This is a genomic window from Enterocloster aldenensis (assembly GCF_003434055.1).
In the GTDB taxonomy this organism is placed as follows: domain Bacteria; phylum Bacillota; class Clostridia; order Lachnospirales; family Lachnospiraceae; genus Enterocloster; species Enterocloster aldenensis.
On sequence record NZ_QVEX01000007.1, the window covers coordinates 25180 to 42099 of the forward strand.

General features: G+C 50.2%; 18 protein-coding genes. 14 read left to right on the plus strand and 4 right to left on the minus strand.

The features are described from left to right. Positions 1–123: 123 nt before the first annotated feature. The 4 genes from DWX59_RS15325 (at position 124) to DWX59_RS15345 (ending at position 3146) form a co-directional block, all read left to right on the plus strand. Positions 124–393, plus strand: a complete 270-nt coding sequence (locus DWX59_RS15325; RefSeq protein WP_117560095.1) for a Fur family transcriptional regulator — start codon at positions 124–126, stop codon at positions 391–393. Between the two features lie 497 nt (positions 394–890). After that, positions 891–1595, plus strand: coding sequence for a YkgJ family cysteine cluster protein (locus DWX59_RS15335; protein ID WP_117560096.1), 705 nt, complete (start codon positions 891–893; stop codon positions 1593–1595). 50 nt (positions 1596–1645) lie between these two features. Next, a complete protein-coding gene (locus tag DWX59_RS15340) occupies positions 1646–2185 on the plus strand; it encodes a nitroreductase family protein (protein ID WP_117560097.1) in 540 nt (179 codons plus the stop codon). Positions 2186–2204: 19 nt separating this feature from the next. After that, positions 2205–3146, plus strand: coding sequence for a ketopantoate reductase family protein (locus tag DWX59_RS15345; protein WP_117560098.1), 942 nt, complete (start codon positions 2205–2207; stop codon positions 3144–3146). 88 nt (positions 3147–3234) lie between these two features. On the opposite strand, the gene DWX59_RS15350 is transcribed toward DWX59_RS15345, so the two are convergent. Continuing rightward, positions 3235–3870, minus strand: a complete 636-nt coding sequence (locus DWX59_RS15350; protein ID WP_117560099.1) for an SGNH/GDSL hydrolase family protein — start codon at positions 3868–3870, stop codon at positions 3235–3237. A 105-nt stretch (positions 3871–3975) separates the two neighbouring features. On the opposite strand from DWX59_RS15350, the gene DWX59_RS15355 reads away from it, so the two are divergent. Together DWX59_RS15355 and DWX59_RS15360 are read left to right on the plus strand one after the other, a co-directional pair. Continuing rightward, complete coding sequence (locus DWX59_RS15355; RefSeq protein ID WP_117560100.1) at positions 3976–4776, plus strand: hypothetical protein; 801 nt, start codon at positions 3976–3978, stop codon at positions 4774–4776. Positions 4777–4813: 37 nt separating this feature from the next. Beyond that, entirely contained in the window at positions 4814–5170 is a 357-nt protein-coding gene (locus DWX59_RS15360) for an arsenate reductase family protein (protein WP_117560279.1), read from the plus strand. Between the two features lie 58 nt (positions 5171–5228). On the opposite strand, the gene pdaA is transcribed toward DWX59_RS15360, so the two are convergent. The 3 genes from pdaA to DWX59_RS15375 all read right to left on the minus strand — a co-directional run bounded on the left by pdaA (position 5229) and on the right by DWX59_RS15375 (position 7226). Beyond that, positions 5229–6098, minus strand: coding sequence for a delta-lactam-biosynthetic de-N-acetylase (pdaA, locus tag DWX59_RS15365; protein ID WP_117560101.1), 870 nt, complete (start codon positions 6096–6098; stop codon positions 5229–5231). Positions 6099–6174: 76 nt separating this feature from the next. Then, on the minus strand, positions 6175–6681 hold the full coding sequence (locus tag DWX59_RS15370) for a GNAT family N-acetyltransferase (RefSeq protein WP_117560102.1): 507 nt from the start codon (positions 6679–6681) through the stop codon (positions 6175–6177). A gap of 122 nt (positions 6682–6803) precedes the next feature. Then, positions 6804–7226, minus strand: a complete 423-nt coding sequence (locus DWX59_RS15375) for a DUF2000 domain-containing protein (protein ID WP_117560103.1) — start codon at positions 7224–7226, stop codon at positions 6804–6806. A gap of 287 nt (positions 7227–7513) precedes the next feature. Between DWX59_RS15375 and DWX59_RS15380 the strand changes: the two genes are divergently transcribed. The 8 genes from DWX59_RS15380 to DWX59_RS15415 all read left to right on the plus strand — a co-directional run bounded on the left by DWX59_RS15380 (position 7514) and on the right by DWX59_RS15415 (position 16888). Continuing rightward, a complete protein-coding gene (locus DWX59_RS15380; protein WP_117560104.1) occupies positions 7514–8605 on the plus strand; it encodes a LacI family DNA-binding transcriptional regulator in 1092 nt (363 codons plus the stop codon). Between the two features lie 298 nt (positions 8606–8903). After that, entirely contained in the window at positions 8904–10538 is a 1635-nt protein-coding gene (locus tag DWX59_RS15385) for a cytosine permease (protein WP_165640930.1), read from the plus strand. A 9-nt stretch (positions 10539–10547) separates the two neighbouring features. Beyond that, positions 10548–11369, plus strand: coding sequence for a nitrilase-related carbon-nitrogen hydrolase (locus tag DWX59_RS15390; protein WP_117560106.1), 822 nt, complete (start codon positions 10548–10550; stop codon positions 11367–11369). A 15-nt stretch (positions 11370–11384) separates the two neighbouring features. Next, complete coding sequence (arcC, locus tag DWX59_RS15395) at positions 11385–12314, plus strand: carbamate kinase (protein ID WP_117560107.1); 930 nt, start codon at positions 11385–11387, stop codon at positions 12312–12314. Positions 12315–12366: 52 nt separating this feature from the next. Then, complete coding sequence (locus tag DWX59_RS15400) at positions 12367–13524, plus strand: 2-methylaconitate cis-trans isomerase PrpF family protein (protein ID WP_117560108.1); 1158 nt, start codon at positions 12367–12369, stop codon at positions 13522–13524. A gap of 22 nt (positions 13525–13546) precedes the next feature. Then, positions 13547–14932 carry an MmgE/PrpD family protein gene (locus tag DWX59_RS15405; protein ID WP_165640932.1) on the plus strand — a complete coding sequence of 462 codons (1386 nt, stop codon included), beginning with the start codon at positions 13547–13549 and terminating at the stop codon, positions 14930–14932. Positions 14933–14984: 52 nt separating this feature from the next. Beyond that, entirely contained in the window at positions 14985–15548 is a 564-nt protein-coding gene (locus DWX59_RS15410; RefSeq protein ID WP_207660434.1) for a CD3072 family TudS-related putative desulfidase, read from the plus strand. A 47-nt stretch (positions 15549–15595) separates the two neighbouring features. Continuing rightward, positions 15596–16888, plus strand: a complete 1293-nt coding sequence (locus tag DWX59_RS15415; RefSeq protein ID WP_235845068.1) for a 3-isopropylmalate dehydratase large subunit — start codon at positions 15596–15598, stop codon at positions 16886–16888. The last annotated feature ends 32 nt before the right edge of the window (positions 16889–16920 follow it).

The window sequence follows — 16920 nt, forward strand, 5'->3', positions numbered from 1 at the left end:
AGGATACACTAATTCCCTGACTGCATATTTTGAAATACATAGTTAGTTGAAACTTACCAAAAAACGGAATCACCCATCCATTGTCCCTATACATGAAATCAGGTAAAAGGAGGAAATCATACTATGTGGCAGAAAGAAGAGGTCATCCATAAACTTCAGGGAAGCGGCAGGCGGGTAACCAGGCAGCGGGAGATGCTTTTGGAAATCATCCTGGACGGTTCCTGGAGCAGCTGCAAGGAAATCTATTATGAAGCAGCCAAGCGCGACCCATCCATCGGCCTGGCAACCGTGTACCGCATGGTAGGTACACTGGAAGACATCGGCGTCCTGACCAGAAGCTACCATTACTGCCTGCCGGCCAAGGAGCGGCAGGATGAATGCGCAAGCGCCTGAAGGGATGGCTCCATTCCATAGCCACTGTGTTTGCCATCACTACCATAACCTAAGTTAATCTGAGTTATAGGAGTCAGGTACCTCATGTCCGGGTTAAGCGGACGGGGGACGCTGGCTCTTTTTTTACCAGATATACAAAATATCCTTGACCTTCACCCCTCTTCACCCTTTACACTATAGGTGTCCCGGGACAAGGAGGAATCATATGACAATAAAAGAAGTGGAACTTCAGGCAGGAATCACAAAGGCCAATATTAGCCCGCGGCCCGGTGACCTGCGGTCCCGTGCCCCACATTTCATCTAAACCCACAGTTGCGTTCCAATGGAAAAGAATGGTATACTAAACATAATTAGTACCGCCAGGCGTAAATACGCCAGGCGGCGCTAAGGTGTGTTTGAAAATTCATTCCCGCCATCTGCCCTAAGGAATCCACCATAGGTACCCCTTAGGGCAAAGCACTAGACTGGAAAATAAAACGAAGTGAGAGGGCTCTGTTATGGAACGGAAGGTCAGCCTGGAAGAGATATCAGACGGAAAACTTTATGGAAGCAATGATTTGGTAAAGGCGGACTGCGGTGACTGCAGCGGATGTTCTGCGTGCTGCCGGGGCATGGGAAGTTCCATCCTTCTGGACCCCTATGATATCATGCGCATGACAGGCGGGCTGCATATGCAGTTTAACCAGCTGCTGGCAGACTACATGGAACTGAATGTGGTGGATTATATGATCCTTCCCAACCTTAAGATGTCCGGCGGCGATGAAAGATGCGGTTTCCTGGATGACCGGGGCCGGTGCTCCATCCATCCCATCCGTCCGGGCTTTTGCCGGCTGTTTCCCCTTGGAAGGGTCTATGAGGACCGCTCCTTCCGGTATTTCCTTCAGGTTCACGAATGTCCCAGGGAAAACCGTACCAAGGTAAAGGTACGCAGATGGGTGGACACCCCGGACTTTAAGGCATATGAGCGGTTCGTGGCGGACTGGCACTATTTTCTGAAAGACCTGGGGGAAGCCATGAAGGACAGCAGCCAGGAAACCAGGAAAGCCGTGAACATGTACATGCTGAACCGGTTCTATGTAACCCCCTTTGGGGAAGATGAGGATTTTTATCCACAGTTCTACAGACGGCTTGAGGAAGCCGCCGCATTTGCGGCCGGCCAGGGAATCCGGACAGGCGTTTCAGCCGGCGGCATAGGCAGATAAGAAGCAGACAGGATGCAGGAAAATGGTAAAAAGAACAGGAGGAACAGATTATGGGACTGAATGAGATCTTAAGCGGGAGAAGAAGCATACGCAGGTATAAAGCCGGTACGGAGGTGGACCCGGCCCTGATCCGGGAAATGCTGGAGGCAGCTGTCTGGGCGCCTTCCTGGAAAAACTCCCAGACCTCCAGATACTATGTGGTAACGTCACGGGAAATGCTGGAAAAGGTAAAGACTTCCTGCCTTCCGGAGTTCAACCAGAAAAACTGTAAGGATGCGCCGGTGCTTATTGTCACTGCCTTTGTAAAAAACCATTCAGGACATGACAGCCAGGGCTGTCCTGTAAATGAACTGGGCAATGGCTGGGGCGCCTATGACCTGGGACTTCACGATGCCAACCTGATCCTTAAGGCCAGGGAGCTGGGTTTGGATACCCTGATAATGGGAATCCGCGACGCGGATGCGCTGAGGGAAATCCTGGGGATTGATGGGGACCAGGAAGTGGTGTCGGTCATTGCCGTGGGATACAGGGACATCGACCCTGCCATGCCGGCCAGGAAGAGCGTGGAGGAGATTGCCCGTTTTTATTAGAATGGACGGAGGGTGATATATGGACAGGATTGACAGGGTATCCATTGTAGGAATGGGCGCCATGGGAATTTTATACGGGGACTTTTTTGCCAATGCGCTGGGGAGGGAGCAGGTCACCTTCCTGGCAGACAGTGACAGGGCCAGGCGGTACAGGAATACCCCGGTATATTGCAATGGAAGGAAGATGGATTTCCGGATACAGGACGGAGCCGTGCCTGATTCCCAGGGACCGGCCCAGCTGTTGCTGTTTGCTGTCAAGGCAACTGCTTTAGGGGACGCCATCAGCGTGGCCGGAAACCAGGTTGGGAAGGATACGGTCATACTGTCCGTGCTCAACGGCATTACCAGTGAAGCCGTGATTGGGGAGGCGCTGGGCATGGACCATGTGCTCTACTGTGTGTCCCAGGGCATGGACGCGGTGAAGCTGGGAAATGAACTGACCTATTCCCACATGGGCCAGATATGCATCGGGATACCGGAGGACCAGGCATACAAGGAGCCAATGCTTTTGGCTGTCACAGACCTGTTTGACGAAACCGGATTTCCCTATACAAGGGAACCTGATATCATAAGACGCCTGTGGTGCAAATGGATGCTTAATGTGGGCGTGAACCAGACAGTCATGGTGACGGAAGGAACCTATGGCACGGTTCAGCGTCCCGGAAAGGAACGTCAGATGATGCGCGATGCCATGGCGGAGGTGGTGGCGTTGGCGGACAGGGAACACATACGGGTGACCGAAGAAGACCTGCAGGGTTATGTGGATTTAATTGATACACTGAATCCGGATGGGATGCCCTCCATGCGCCAGGATGGCATTGCCCGCAGGCAGTCCGAAGTGGAGTTTTTCGCAGGCACGGTCATCCGGATGGCAGAACGGCATGGGCTTAACGTGCCGGTGAACAGGGAACTGTACCGGAGGATAAAAGAGATGGAGGCAGGATATCCGGGGGTTGGATGAAAATCCCTGATGCATGGAAAGGACAGATATAGGGGACGGATATAAAGGGCAGGGAATGGTTGGAAATCCATTCCTGCCCTGAATCATTTTATGGTTCAAAAAAAGATTTGACAACAGTCATGATGCCTTCCGCCAAAGCCCCATGGTTTTTGGCATCCATATGGAGCTGGTCCAGGGAACTGGCCCGGGCCAGGGAAGCAGCGTCTATATACATACAGCCAAGGGATCTGGCAGCCTGTTCATAGAGCGGGGCCAGGCTCCTTGACTTAACAGGAGAAGTTTCATCAAAGCTTACAAAGGGACAATGGTCCAAGTCCTCTCCGATATGGACAGGTGAAACAACCAGGATCTGGGGAACCTTATAACCAGGGCCGTAATCAAAATGCTGCACCAGGTTACACAGGTTTTCCATGCCTTTTGCAATGATTTTAGGCGTTGCATTCAGATGGACCTTGCAGTCATTGGTCCCAAGGGCAAGGATTACCAGGTCCAGCGGCTTGTGGCTCTGAAGGGCAATGGGAAGCGCCTGGATCCCGCAGCGTCCCGGTTCCAGGGGGTCGTCCCAGACCGTGGTGCGTCCGCCCATCCCTTCTTCAATCACATAATATTCAGGGCCTAAAAGTACCTGCAGGCGTCCGGGCCAGCGGGTGTTCCATGCATGTCTTCCTCCCTTTGGATTGGTACCGAAGGTATTGGAATCACCAAAGCAGAGAATATTAATCATAAACAATGCCTCCTTCTTTTTGCTGCTTTCTATCATATCACAAGTGATGGCAAAATACAGGAATTTGTGTTAAAATATACAAAACTGTAACAGGAGGCGCCGTATATGAAGAATCTGTCAAAGGAGTTTGTGGGAAGGACAATCCGGGCATTGCTGTTCATTGGCCTGGTGGTCATACTCTGCACCGCTGTTTCCAGTGCCGGCCTGTTCCTGGCATCCCGATTCGGACTGACCAAATCCAGGGAGCAGGTTCCACTGACCGCGCTTTCCATAGAAGGGGAAGGCAGCGTGGAACTTCCCCAGCGGGGGAAGATGGTGGAAGGCGAGGGCTGGAGACTGAGGAATTCCAGGGATATTTACACCCTTACCCTGGACAACGCCATGATTGGGGATGGATCTGGGCAGCCGGCCATTTCCATAACCGGGGACCTTATCATGGAATTAAAGAAAGACAGCGGCAGCTGGATAAATTCTGGCGGCAATGGCATACAGATAGAAGCAGGAACCCTGGTCATCCGCGGGGCCGGAAGCCTGAAGATTGATGCCGGGGGCACGGCAATTGCCGGAAACAGTATGGAACCGCCCCTTCCTTTGTGCAGGATAGAGGACGGAGACATGGAAATTACTGGAAATGATTACGGCATAGCCGGGGTTGAACTGGAGCTGGCCGGCGGAAGCGGGATAATAGAGGCAGAAGCTGAAAACGGGACCGGCATCTGCGCCGGAAGGCTTGCTGCGGAGCCGTCCCTGGGCAGTTATACAATCCGCGGGAACGCTGGCGCAGTCCTTTTAGCCACTCCCCAGCCGGCCGAGCCTCAGGTATCCATACCGGACCAGGTCCGCATCCTTCCCCAGCAGGCCGGAATAAAAACAGGGGAGCCGGAGATTACATTCATAGGAAAATGATTCAGGAACACACATGAAAGAAAGGATGATGATTCAGATGAATATGACCGTTTTATGCTACAAAAAGTGCAGCACATGCCAGAAGGCATTAAAGTGGCTGGATGCCAATGGAATCAAGTATGAGGAAAGGCCCATTAAGGAAGAGCATCCCAGCCAGGAGGAACTGAGGGAATGGTATAAGAAGAGCGGGCTGCCCCTGAAGAAATTCTTCAATACCAGCGGAAACATTTACAAGGAAATGTCACTGAAGGACAAGCTGCCCCAGATGGATGAAGAGCAGCAGCTGGCCCTTCTTGCCACGGACGGCATGCTGGTAAAGCGCCCGCTGGTAATTGCAGATGGATTTGTACTCACTGGTTTTAAAGAGGCGGAGTGGAAGGAGAAGATGCTGTAACTTCCCGGCAACCCCGCAGAAGTCCGAGCCTTCCCTCCCCCCTAATCCTGCAATATTTTTATTGGGCGGCCACAAGGTCATCCAGTGACCCGAAGTGATACCCCATTTCTTCCCACTTTGTCAGAAGTTCATCCAGGATCTGTCCATTGGTCTTAGAGGTGCTGTGAAGGAGGACAATGGCGCCGGGGTGGATGCGGCCCAGAAGCTTCTTAAAAGCCTCTTCCTTGGTCGGCTGTTTGTCTTCATACCAGTCCACATAGGCGAGGCTCCAGAAAAAGGTCCGATAGCCCATGTCATTGGCCATTTTCAGGTTGCTCTCACTGTACTTCCCCTGCGGGGGGCGGTAGTATTTCTTCATGGGCTGGCCGGTGGTCTGCTGGTACAGGCTTTCCAGGTCGTTCAGTTCTTTTTCAAAGGATTCCTTGGTGGATATCTTGGACATGTCCGGATGGTGGAAGGTGTGGTTGCCCACGGTGTGTCCTTCGGCCACCATACGTTTGACCAGGTCGGGGCTGGTCTCAATGTAGTTTCCTACCAGGAAAAATGTGGCGTGGACATTGTGCTTTTTCAGGGCGTCCAGGATGGCGGCGGTATTCCCGTTTTCATATCCCGCGTCAAAGGTCAGGTAAATCACCTTATCCTGCGTATTCTGGGCATAGTAGGCATTGTACTGTTTCAGATAATCCGCAGTGGCATTGCCGATGGGCATCTGTCCCTCGCCCGGGAAACTTAAGCCCCAGTTGCCGTCCGCGGATGTGGTGACGGCCTGGGGGGCGCTGGCATAGTCTGCTGTCTGGAGTCCCCGGTTGTATTCCACGACCTGGGCTGTCAGCCGCCCGGCGCAGAAGGCCAGGGCAAACAGCAGGGTGGTCTTGAGTAGTTTTTTAATAGGAAGTTTGGCTGAAAGTCTTCTAAGCCTGTTTTTCATTCTGATTTCATTCCGTTTCAGACGTGTTTACTTAAATATATAGGGGAAAGGGATGTACCATTCCACGAAAACGGAATTATATTTTCTTATACATGATGTGCCGGGGCAGGGAGCCGTATTTCACGGTGGTGTCTGCAATCTTAAAGCCCAGTCTGAGAAAATTATTCAGGCTGTATAGGTTGTCAGGATGGACCGTGCCCATAAGATGGCAGTAGGGGGTGGAAGCCAGGTAATCCTCCCCGTGTTTCATCAGCTCATATTGAAGACCCTTGCCGCGGAAATCAGGAAGCACGGCCAGGGAATCCATATAAGCCACCTTTTGCAGCTCTTCCTTCTCCAGATGTACATAATGCCCCAGATTGTCATCCCCCCCGCCAGGGTAGTGGATGATGAAAAATGCCCCGATCCGGCCCTGGTGGGCAGCTTTAAACACAATTCCCTTATGCTGGTCCGCTATGTGTTCCAGGATATAGTCCTCTGTATCAGTACAATACCAGCCCTTGTCATCCAATAGGGAACTGGCCAGGGACATGATGTGATGGATTTCGTTTGTATCAGATGGTTCTGCACGTAATATTTCCATGATTTCCTCCTGTCTGGGGTGATGGTTTTGGCAATTGCTTTTATTAAGATATAGTACCATGATTTTAAATAAATGTCATTGCGGCAGGAGGAGATTCCTGATAATCAGGATGAATGTATTGCTTATCTCAGCAGGGGAAGGTTTCCGGTCAGTTTGTTGACCAGTTTTTTGGAACCGCAGATTCCGATGCCAAGATACTGGAATTCCTTTTCCTCGGCCTGGGCAGCCTTGTCAATGAATTCATCGTAGGTCCTGCAGCCCTGGGCCACATCGGAAAAGTCAACAACCATTAAATCAGAGTAACAGGGCTGGTAGAGCTGTTCGCGGATGGAACGGATTTTTTCCTTATCCGCCTTCAGGATTGGAACCGGAAATTCTATGATTCCAAGATGTTCTCTCCCGCTTTTATCCCGGACATCCGGCCCGACTGTTTCCGGCATGTGCTTGCCAAGGGTAATCCCCATGATCCCGGCAGTATTGGCAATGACGCCTAAGGGTAAATCTTCATCCATGACCATGACACATTTCTGGTTTTGCATATCCATATTTCTTGACTCCTTTTCAGACATATTCTGGTAGACTCTGCTTATTCCTTGGTTTTTCAAGGGGGTATACTTTATTTTTCAATGGTATAGAGCTTATTTTATCATTATGATCAGGAAATTTCTTGGAAGATATGACACTGGATGGGGAATAAAAAGTAGGGGATACAAAGGGCAGGCTGCCGGGAGGAGTGTGCGTTTGGCGGTTGCCCAGAAGATAATATAGGGAATTTAGCCAAACAAGGTTTCATTTTTTTGTAATATTTTACGGTATCCATGGAGAAATTGTTATGCTACAATACACAAAAGAGGTGATAAGTTTGTCTGAAAAGCGAACACATTACCCAACAATCAAGGATGTTGCCAAATTGGCTAACACTTCAACGGCCACGGTTTCATATATATTAAACGAGGATGCAAGCCGTCCAATCAGTCAGGAACTGCGGGCCAGGGTATTAGCTGCGGTGAAAGAACTGAATTATACAAAAAGTGCGGTGGCGTCCAATCTCCGCACCTGTAAGAGCGGTGTGGTATTCATATTGATTCCTCAGTTTAGCAATATATACTTTACCCGTGTATGTGAAAAGATAGAAGATGTAGTTTCTTCATTTGGTTTTCTGCCCATAATCTGCGATACCCGTGAGGATCCGGAACGTGAACTCAAGTTAATCAAGAGCGCTGTTACACAAAGGGCGGATGGCATTATTTTGGGGCCTACCAGTCAGGGATGGAGCAATACTTCGCTTCTCCGTGAGAGAAATATACCATATGTGATTATCGGAAGGGAGCTTGTCTCGGAAGATAACCCTGCAGAAGCGGAGAACACGTATTATGTGGGGGATGACAGCTATGAGGCTGGATTTAAAGCCGGGCGGTGTCTGGCTGAGAACGGACATAAGCATATAGGTGTGATAGATTGGAAGGCAAATGTTTCCAGTACACTTGGAAAAAAACAAGGATTTTATGATGCGGTAATGGCGAATGTGACAGACGGCGGATATCTTGAGACAGAATCCTCAAGCGTGTTAAGCACCGAAGAAGGATATCGGATGACTAAGACTTTGCTGCAGAGGACGAATCCCACGGCTTTATTTTATGGTTATCATCGGCACGCCCTGGGCGGTGTGCAGTATCTGAATGAGATTGGCTATACTGTCCCGGATGACATATCGGTCATTATGGTTGGGACGCCATCATGGGCCAGGATTTCATCTCCCAAGTACCATATGATTTTCCAACATGAGGATTGGGTGGGGGAGATGGCAGGACGGATACTGATGAAGCAGCTGACAAAGGAAAACAGTTCCCTTTTGTTGAAGAAAAAGCATATTTGTGCATGTTCATTGGTTGAGGGCGGCAGTGTGAAGAATTTAGAAAAATGATATGCTCCTGGTTAAAAGGCGGCATTTTGGTTTTTAACCCAGAAGTAAACGATTACTAAAAATTCTGTGAAATACCGGGGAGATGAATCTTACCGGTACTTCACAGATAATGTTTATCCAACATGTAATCGATTACACCTATATGCCTAATGTAATCGATTACATGTTGGATAAACATCAAGAAATAACATTCCCATAGGGATGGGGGGAGGGGTGTCAATACGCATAAACGGTCATCATACAGATAATGTAAACGATTAAATGATTTTTATCAGAATGAATGAGAAAGGGGTTATTTATGGAAGGTGAAGCTAAAAGAACCATATCGAAGGACCTGATGCCTACTTTATCGGAGGAAAGAAACTGGGGGATTTACAATTTTATAGCATTATGGATTGGTATGGATATCGGGATTCCAACGTATTACCTGGCTTCAGGCCTGATTGCGGGCGGATTGGATATGAAAGGAGCTATTTTCACAATTTTATTGGGGAACGTGATTGTCATGATTCCTATTCTCCTGAACGGTCATGCCGGCGCCAAGTATGGGGTACCGGCGCCAATTTACTGGAGGTCTGCGTTTGGTTATAAAGGGGCGACCCTGCCGGCCATTGTCAGTGCCGTTGTTGCCGCGGGATGGTATGGCATCCAAATCTGGATTGGCGGTGAGGCGCTGAACACCATTATTGTTGCCCTATATCCGGCCTGGGCGGAATTCAGCGCAGGGGTTTGGATCTGTTTTGGTCTGTTTTGGCTGGCTAACTATGCAATCCTGGTTAATGGGATGGGAGCATTAAAGAAAATGGAGGCGTTCTGTGCGCCGCTTCTGGTTCTCTGGATGATTATTCTTTTGATTTGGGCCTATAACAGGGCCGGAACCTGGGGACCATTGGTCAGGCAGACGGGTAACTTTGCTTCTACCGGAGCTTTTTTGGCATTCTTTATTCCGGCCCTCACCTCTAATGTGGGGTATTGGGGACCAATGACCCTGAATGTCACCAACTTCACACGGTATGCCAAGGATCAGCGCTCTCAGGTGGTGGGGCAGTTTGTAGGGCTTCCTTCCGGCATTGTGGCACTGGCATTGGTAGGCTCCCTTGTAACCAGCGCAACGGTGGTCATTTTCGGAGAAGCTATATGGGATCCCGTGGCCCTCACCGGTATGGTGGATAATGTATGGTTTGTGGTTGGCTCCATGTTCTTTTTAATGACAGCCACACTTACAACCAATGTTGCTGCCAACGCAGTTGCTCCTGCCACGGTAATCGTACAGGTTACGGAAGGGCGCGTCAATTTCAAATGGGCGGTCCTTGTCCTGGGCATTATAGCCATCCTGATCCGTCCCTGGGCATTGGTAGGAGATCTGAGCATGTACCAGAACATGTTTCTTGTAGGCGGAGCTGCTTTCCTTGGACCGGTGGCCGGAGTCATCATCTGCCACTATATGATTGTGAGTAAGACGGAACTGAATGTAGACGCGCTTTATGAAGGCGAAGGGGAATATAAATATGAAAAATTCAAAGGATACAATGCATTATTCCGCAATATCTGTATCATTGTTCCCATCATTCTTATTGCCGCAGCAATGATTGGTCCGGCTGCATGGATGGGTTCCGCCACTTCGCTTTCCATGTCCGTCCGCACGTCCATGATTGCATATGCAGTACTGACCCTGATCGTGGCAGTTTATATTCACCTGAACATAGGCGGAGGCGTGAATGTTTTTGCGGTTTTTTCAGTTATGGCATCCGTGGCCCTGGTATTCTGCGGCCTTTGGATTCCGGGACTGCACATGCTTTACGACGCGTCCTGGTTTATAGGGACAGGCCTCTCCATTGTCCTATACTATGCATTGATGAAAAAAGCGGATCCGGTCTACCTGGAGAACAAGAAAGTGGAACACATGGAACAGTTAAATAAAAAAAATACATAGGAGGGAGTTATGCGAGAGGTTATCATCGGCTTGATCCAGTTGGAAAATGAACTGGGTGATAAGGAACATAATCTGGAAAAGGCAGTCTCCCTGATTGGGGAAGCAGCCAAAAAAGGGGCTGGCATCATCTGTCTGCCGGAACTGTTTGTCACAGGATATCACCTGGAAGCCCTGAAGGATGATTTATATGACATGGCGGAAAGACCGGATGGGGCGGTTTTTGCAAGGCTGTGCGGCGTGGCGCGCAAGCTGGGAATCTATATAATCGCACCTGTTGCCATTACAAACGGCGTTCCCGGCCAGATGGAAAACGCAGCGGTACTTATCAATGATGATGGGGAAATCCAGGGGCGGTATTGCAAGAACCATCTGTTTGGGGCAGAAAGCCTATTTTTTACCAGGACAGGGGAATACCCTGTTTTCAACACAAAGTATGGCAAAATAGGCATTATGATCTGCGCGGACAATAATCACCCGGAACCTGCCCGCATCCTGGCACTCAAAGGAGCGGAGATTGTATTCATGCCCGCGGCATGGCGTGTCCAGGAGGCCGATATATGGCCTTTGTTGATTCGCTGCCATGGGCTGGAAAATAATATTTTTATTGCTGCATGCAACACCTATTCCAGGATGGATGATCTGTTTTTATTCGGTCACAGCATGGTGGCGGGGCCGAGAGGGAACGTGGTGGAGGAACTGGGAGAAGGTGAAGGAATGATTGTCTGTAAATTAGACCTGGATGAAATCACTGCCTGCCGTTTAGCCATGCCGGGGTTAAAAGACCGCCATCCAAAAGATTATGGGATTTTATGTGAAACGTTAAGGGATTGATGAGAGGAGGAGGTATTGTTGAAAAAAATCGTGATTGCGCTGGGCGGCAATGCCCTGGGAAACACACCAGAAGAGCAGCTGGAGCTTGTGGCCCGTACCGCAAAACCAATTGTGGATTTAATTGAACAGGGAAATCAGGTGGTGATAGCCCATGGGAATGGGCCCCAGGTAGGAATGATTAATCTTGGCATGTCCTCGGCCGCCCAGGCCAATGTAATCCGGGCATCCATGCCCTTTCCTGAATGCGCGGCCATGAGTCAGGGATATATTGGATTCCATCTTCAAAACAAAATCGGTAATGAGTTGGCTGCACGCGGTTTAAAAAAGGAAATAGTCACATTGGTAACCCAGGTGCTGGTCAATGAAGATGACCCCGGGTTCAGCAATCCCACAAAACCCATCGGATCTTTTTACAGCAGGGAGGATGCGGAACGGATTGAAGCAGAAAAGGGTTACCGGATGGTTGAGGACGGCGGCCGGGGATACCGGCGGGTGGTTCCCAGCCCCAAGCCGGTGGATGTCATTGAAAAAGAAACGGTGGCAGAGCTTATGGAATCAGGTTCCATCGTTATTACGGTGGGAGGAGGCGGTATACCGGTTATCCGAAAGGAAGGGAAGCTGGAGGGAATTGCGGCGGTCATTGACAAGGATTTCGCATCTGCCAAACTGGCGGAACTGATTCATGCGGATATGCTGTTTATATTGACGGCAGTGGACCGGGTGGCAATTAACTGGGGAAAGCCGGACCAGAAGGCGCTGTCCCAGATGACAATCCGGGAAGCAGAGCAATACTGCAGGGAGGGACATTTCGCACCGGGGAGTATGCTGCCAAAGGTCCAGGCTGCGGTGTCCTTTGCAAAAACAGGCGGCACTGCAACCATTGCCAGTCTGGATAAAGCGGTTTTGGCGTTGAAAGGAATAAGCGGTACACGCATCATAGCCTGAACCGTTTCAGGCAGTAATATGGTTATTAAAATATAAGGAGGCTGAAGATTTGATGGAAGAAATGATTAGCGTTAAATGTTCGATTGTCCGGGGCGGCACAAGCAAGGGAATCTTCATTATGGAGAATGAACTCCCTAAGGATCCGGAAAGCAGGGACAAGTATATTCTGGAGATATTCGGAAGTCCCGATGTGCGGCAGATTAATGGGCTTGGAGGCGCGGATGTGCTTACAAGCAAGCTGGCCATTATAGGGCCATCCTCCAGGGCGGATGCGGATGTGGACTACACCTTTGGGCAGGTCAGCTTTGTGGACGCAAAGGTGGATTATAAATCAAACTGCGGAAACATATCCGCGGGAGTGGGCCCCTATGCCATTGACCACGGCTTGGTAAAAGCAGTGGAACCATTTACCAGCGTACGCATCCACCAGGTAAACACAGGAATGGTCATTGTTGCCAGGGTGGCGGTGAAGAACGGCAGGGCTGCGGTAGACGGAGATTTACATATTGACGGGGTTCCGGGCTTGGGATCTGCCATAGAACTGGATTTTTCCGACAGCGTGGGATCCATTACAGGCAGCCTTCTGCCAACAGGTAATGTTACGGATATGATTACGGTATCTGATAATGGAAGCTACCAGGTATCCGTGGTGGACGCTGCAATCCCCACCGTATTTATAAGGGCCGGATCCCTGGGACTGAAAGGGACTGAAACCCCTGATGAAATAGAAGGAAATGGGAAGCTGATGGAATTGATTGAGGAAATACGGGGACGTTGTGCCGAGAAAATCGGTTTGACGGATGATTGGAAGCTTTCCGCCAGGGAGTGCCCTTACGCTCCGTTTTTCTCCATTGTTTCCGAGGCAGAAGCATATCACACATTTGATGGAAAGGATGTAAAAAAGGAGGATGTGGATATTGTAAGCCGCTTGCTGTTTATGCAGAAAATGCACAAAACACACCCTGTTACGGGAACCGTCTGCATGTCAGCGGCAGCCCGGATTCCTGGCAGTATTGTTAACCAGGCCCTGTCCGGCCGGGGAAAGGAGAGCCGGAAAATCTTCATAGGCCATCCCGCGGGGGTCATACCAGTGGTTTCGGAACTGGAAACAGACAAGGCATCGTATCGCCTGAAGACCGCGGCGATTCTAAGGACGGCCAGGACAATCATGGATGGACAGGTTTATTTACGCAAATCCTGTATCATATAAAAAATTTAAGGAGGATAAAAACATGAGCAAGACAATTGCAACACAAATCGCGGAGGCAGCAGTAAACACCAAGTTTGAAAATCTTTCGGAGGACGCGGTCCTGCATGCAAAGACATTGACCCTGGATGTCCTGGCATCCATGGTAGGTACCCGGAATATTATTTCCAGTGAAATTGCACGGGAAATTGCAGAGGAGATGGGAGGACCGGAGGAGGCAACCATTGTGGGAGCCCCAAAAAAGGCAGCGGTTCCCAATGCAGCCTTTGCAAACGCCATTCAATGTTATGGATTTGACTTTGTGGATGACCATAACGAATCCAACGCACATCCATCTCCTGCAACCTATCCGGTCAGCCTGGCCCTGTGCGAGCATATGAAGAAAAGCGGAAAGGAGTTCATCGAAGCGGTTTCACTTGGAAATGAAGTGGTCTGCAGGATGGGCACCGCCTATCTGGGCGACATGTATTATCAGGGATTCCACCCCACCAGCACCTGCGGTACAATGGGCGCGGCTGTTTCCGCCGCAAAGCTGATGGGCCTTGACGTGCAGAAGACGATTTACGCCCAGGGAATTGCCGGTAGCATGGTTGCGGGCCTGATGGCATGGAATACGGAAGGCTCCTTTACAAAACGCCTGCAGGCAGGGCATCCGGCCATGAATGCGGTGATTGCAGCGCGCATGGCATCCAAGGGATATAATGGACCATCGGACATTTTTGAGAGTAAGGACGGCCTGCTTCACGCATATTCTTACTTAGATCACTATGATTCAAAGTTTATCACAGAGGGGCTTGGCGAGGAGTGGACCTTTGCCAAATCCAGCATCAAGGTTTATCCCTGCTGCCGTTATTCAGGAGGCCATATAGACGCCTGTCTGGAAATTGTCAATAAGTATCATCCGAATGCGGAAGATATTGAGAAGATTGATATCCTTTCATCCAAATACACCATGCACCTCCTGGCAGAGCCGTGTAAGTGGTCGCCCCGCAATATCGTGGACCTGCAGTTTAGCATGCCGTTCCAGGCAGCGGTTGCATTTAAAAACGGCAAAGTCACGGTGGATGAGTTTGATGTGGCTTACATTGATGATGAGTTGATTAAGAGGCTCATGGCCCATACAACGGTTGCAATGGATGAAGAATTTGAGCGCCGCTATCCGGCCCACTATTCCAGCGCTGTTACCATTACCATGAAGGACGGCACAACATATTCAGCCACAGTGGATGATCCCAAGGGAGACTGGAGAAATCCCGTTACATATGAGGATGTTGTAAACAAGTTCCGCTATCTTGCCAACCGTGTATACAGCGACCCTCTGCGCACGGAGTCCATTGTTGAATTTGTAAATGATCTGGAGAACCAGAAAGACATGTCAGAACTTATGAAACTGGTCAATGATGTAAAGTAGCTTTTTACGATTTGGCAGACAAGGGAGTGGATATGCAATGACGCAGCGCAATATGGATGAACGCAGCAAAAAAATCGTTTTTGTCTCTAATTGCATTCTAAATGCCAACAATAAAGTGGCTGAATTTGCCAGGTATCCGGGTATGTTTACCCAGGTGGTGGAGATTTTGGACAAGTATGGCGCAGGACTGATTCAGATGCCCTGCCCGGAGGTGCTCCATATAGGAAACCAGCGCTGGTGGCATGACCGTAATTTGTACAACAATGCAGGGTACCGCCGTTTCTGCCGTAAACTGGCTGAACAGATGGCCGACTATATGGAGAATTATGCAATAGCCGGGTACGATATCCTTGCCATACTGGTGTGTGACGGATCCCCTACCTGCGGACTTACCGTTTCCAGCCATTACGAAAACGGCGGAGGGCATCCGGAAGAACCGGTGCGCAGTTTAAGGGAAAAACCAGGTATCTATATGGAAGAGCTTATAAAAGAAATGGATGCAAGGGGAATCACCGCGCCTCCGCTGTATGGCCTTAAGATGGATGACAAAGAAAAAACAAATGAGCAGATCATCGAGGAATTTGACTGTTTTATAAGAGACAGGACCTGTGAATAGTGTGTAAGGAATGGCTTATGGGGGCCAGGATGACCCTGAGTCCCCATATGGCTTACTGTGAGGTTGAAGTGATGAAGGAAATGACATTTGCACAAAAAGCCCTGGCGCGGGCTGCCGGGAAAGAGTATGTGGATACCGGGGAAATCATTAACGCCAATGTGGATGTTGCCATGATGGATGATATCCTGGGCCCACGTATTGAGATTGCAGAAGGCTTAAAAGAGCTGGAGGCAGAAGTGTGGGACAAATCAAAAGTGGTTGTTATCAGCGACCACTACACCCCGCCCTGTGAAATCAAACAGGCGGAAGCCGTAAAGTTCACAAAAGCATGGTCCCTTGAAAAGCAGGTGGACTACCACGAATATGAAGGTCCCTGCCATCAGGTACTGGCAGAGGCATGTTATGACCAGCCGGGAACCCTGATTGTTGGAACCGATTCCCACACCTGTATGTCCGGCGCATTCGGGGCATTTGGAACTGGAATCGGGTCCACGGAAATGCTGGGGGTCCTGGTCACGGGACAGATATGGCTGAAGGTTCCGGAGAGCTACCGCATTGAATGGAGGAACACGCTGGGCAGGGGAGTGTTTGCAAAGGACATGGTGCTCCATGACTGCGGGACCATCGGGCACTCGGGCGCTACCTATAAAGCGCTGGAATATTGCGGGGAAGCAATCCGCTCCCTGTCAATGGACGAACGGATGGCCATAACCAATATGGCGGTGGAAATGGGGGCAAAGGCCGGATATATACCGCCGGATGAAAAGACCCTTGAATATCTTGAGGCCCATGGCGGCAGCAGGGAATGCCAATTGCTTTATCCGGATGAAGGAGCTGGATATGAGAGGAATTATGTCCATGATGCTGCCTCCCTTGTTCCGCAGGTGGCCTGCCCCCATCATGTGGACAATGTCCATGATGTGACAGAGGTGGAGGGAACGCTGCTGACCCAGGTCTATATTGGTTCCTGCACCGGCGGACGCATATCGGACCTGAGGACAGCCGCCAGAGTCCTAAAGAACAAAAAAGTAAGTAAGGGCATGCGCCTGCTTGTGTCGCCTGCATCCCGGGAAGTGTACCGTATGGCTCTTCAGGAAGGAATCCTGGATATACTGGCACAAGCCGGGGCGGTGATCGTGGCTCCGTCCTGCGGGCTTTGCCTGGGCGCCCACACAGGAATCCTGGCAGGAGGAGAAAGCTGTATTTCCACCAGCAACCGTAATTTTATCGGCCGCATGGGGAGCAAGGATGCAAAGGTCTACTTAAGCAGCGCCGCCACGGCCGCGGCCAGCGCAGTGGAAGGCCGCATAGCCGATCCCAGGGGATATTTTGCTGATTAAATCTGAAGGGAGAGGAACAGAAGGAGAGGGTA

Bases quoted from the DNA above. Each gene is read 5' to 3' on its own strand.
- DWX59_RS15325 (WP_117560095.1), top strand. From the start codon at position 124: ATGTGGCAGAAAGAAGAGGTCATCCATAAACTTCAGGGAAGCGGCAGG.
- DWX59_RS15335 (WP_117560096.1), top strand. From the start codon at position 891: ATGGAACGGAAGGTCAGCCTGGAAGAGATATCAGACGGAAAACTTTAT.
- DWX59_RS15340 (WP_117560097.1), top strand. From the start codon at position 1,646: ATGGGACTGAATGAGATCTTAAGCGGGAGAAGAAGCATACGCAGGTAT.
- DWX59_RS15345 (WP_117560098.1), top strand. From the start codon at position 2,205: ATGGACAGGATTGACAGGGTATCCATTGTAGGAATGGGCGCCATGGGA.
- DWX59_RS15350 (WP_117560099.1), bottom strand. From the start codon at position 3,870: ATGATTAATATTCTCTGCTTTGGTGATTCCAATACCTTCGGTACCAAT.
- DWX59_RS15355 (WP_117560100.1), top strand. From the start codon at position 3,976: ATGAAGAATCTGTCAAAGGAGTTTGTGGGAAGGACAATCCGGGCATTG.
- DWX59_RS15360 (WP_117560279.1), top strand. From the start codon at position 4,814: ATGAATATGACCGTTTTATGCTACAAAAAGTGCAGCACATGCCAGAAG.
- pdaA (WP_117560101.1), bottom strand. From the start codon at position 6,098: ATGAAAAACAGGCTTAGAAGACTTTCAGCCAAACTTCCTATTAAAAAA.
- DWX59_RS15370 (WP_117560102.1), bottom strand. From the start codon at position 6,681: ATGGAAATATTACGTGCAGAACCATCTGATACAAACGAAATCCATCAC.
- DWX59_RS15375 (WP_117560103.1), bottom strand. From the start codon at position 7,226: ATGGATATGCAAAACCAGAAATGTGTCATGGTCATGGATGAAGATTTA.
- DWX59_RS15380 (WP_117560104.1), top strand. From the start codon at position 7,514: ATGCTACAATACACAAAAGAGGTGATAAGTTTGTCTGAAAAGCGAACA.
- DWX59_RS15385 (WP_165640930.1), top strand. From the start codon at position 8,904: ATGGAAGGTGAAGCTAAAAGAACCATATCGAAGGACCTGATGCCTACT.
- DWX59_RS15390 (WP_117560106.1), top strand. From the start codon at position 10,548: ATGCGAGAGGTTATCATCGGCTTGATCCAGTTGGAAAATGAACTGGGT.
- DWX59_RS15400 (WP_117560108.1), top strand. From the start codon at position 12,367: ATGGAAGAAATGATTAGCGTTAAATGTTCGATTGTCCGGGGCGGCACA.
- DWX59_RS15405 (WP_165640932.1), top strand. From the start codon at position 13,547: ATGAGCAAGACAATTGCAACACAAATCGCGGAGGCAGCAGTAAACACC.
- DWX59_RS15410 (WP_207660434.1), top strand. From the start codon at position 14,985: ATGGATGAACGCAGCAAAAAAATCGTTTTTGTCTCTAATTGCATTCTA.
- DWX59_RS15415 (WP_235845068.1), top strand. From the start codon at position 15,596: ATGGCTTACTGTGAGGTTGAAGTGATGAAGGAAATGACATTTGCACAA.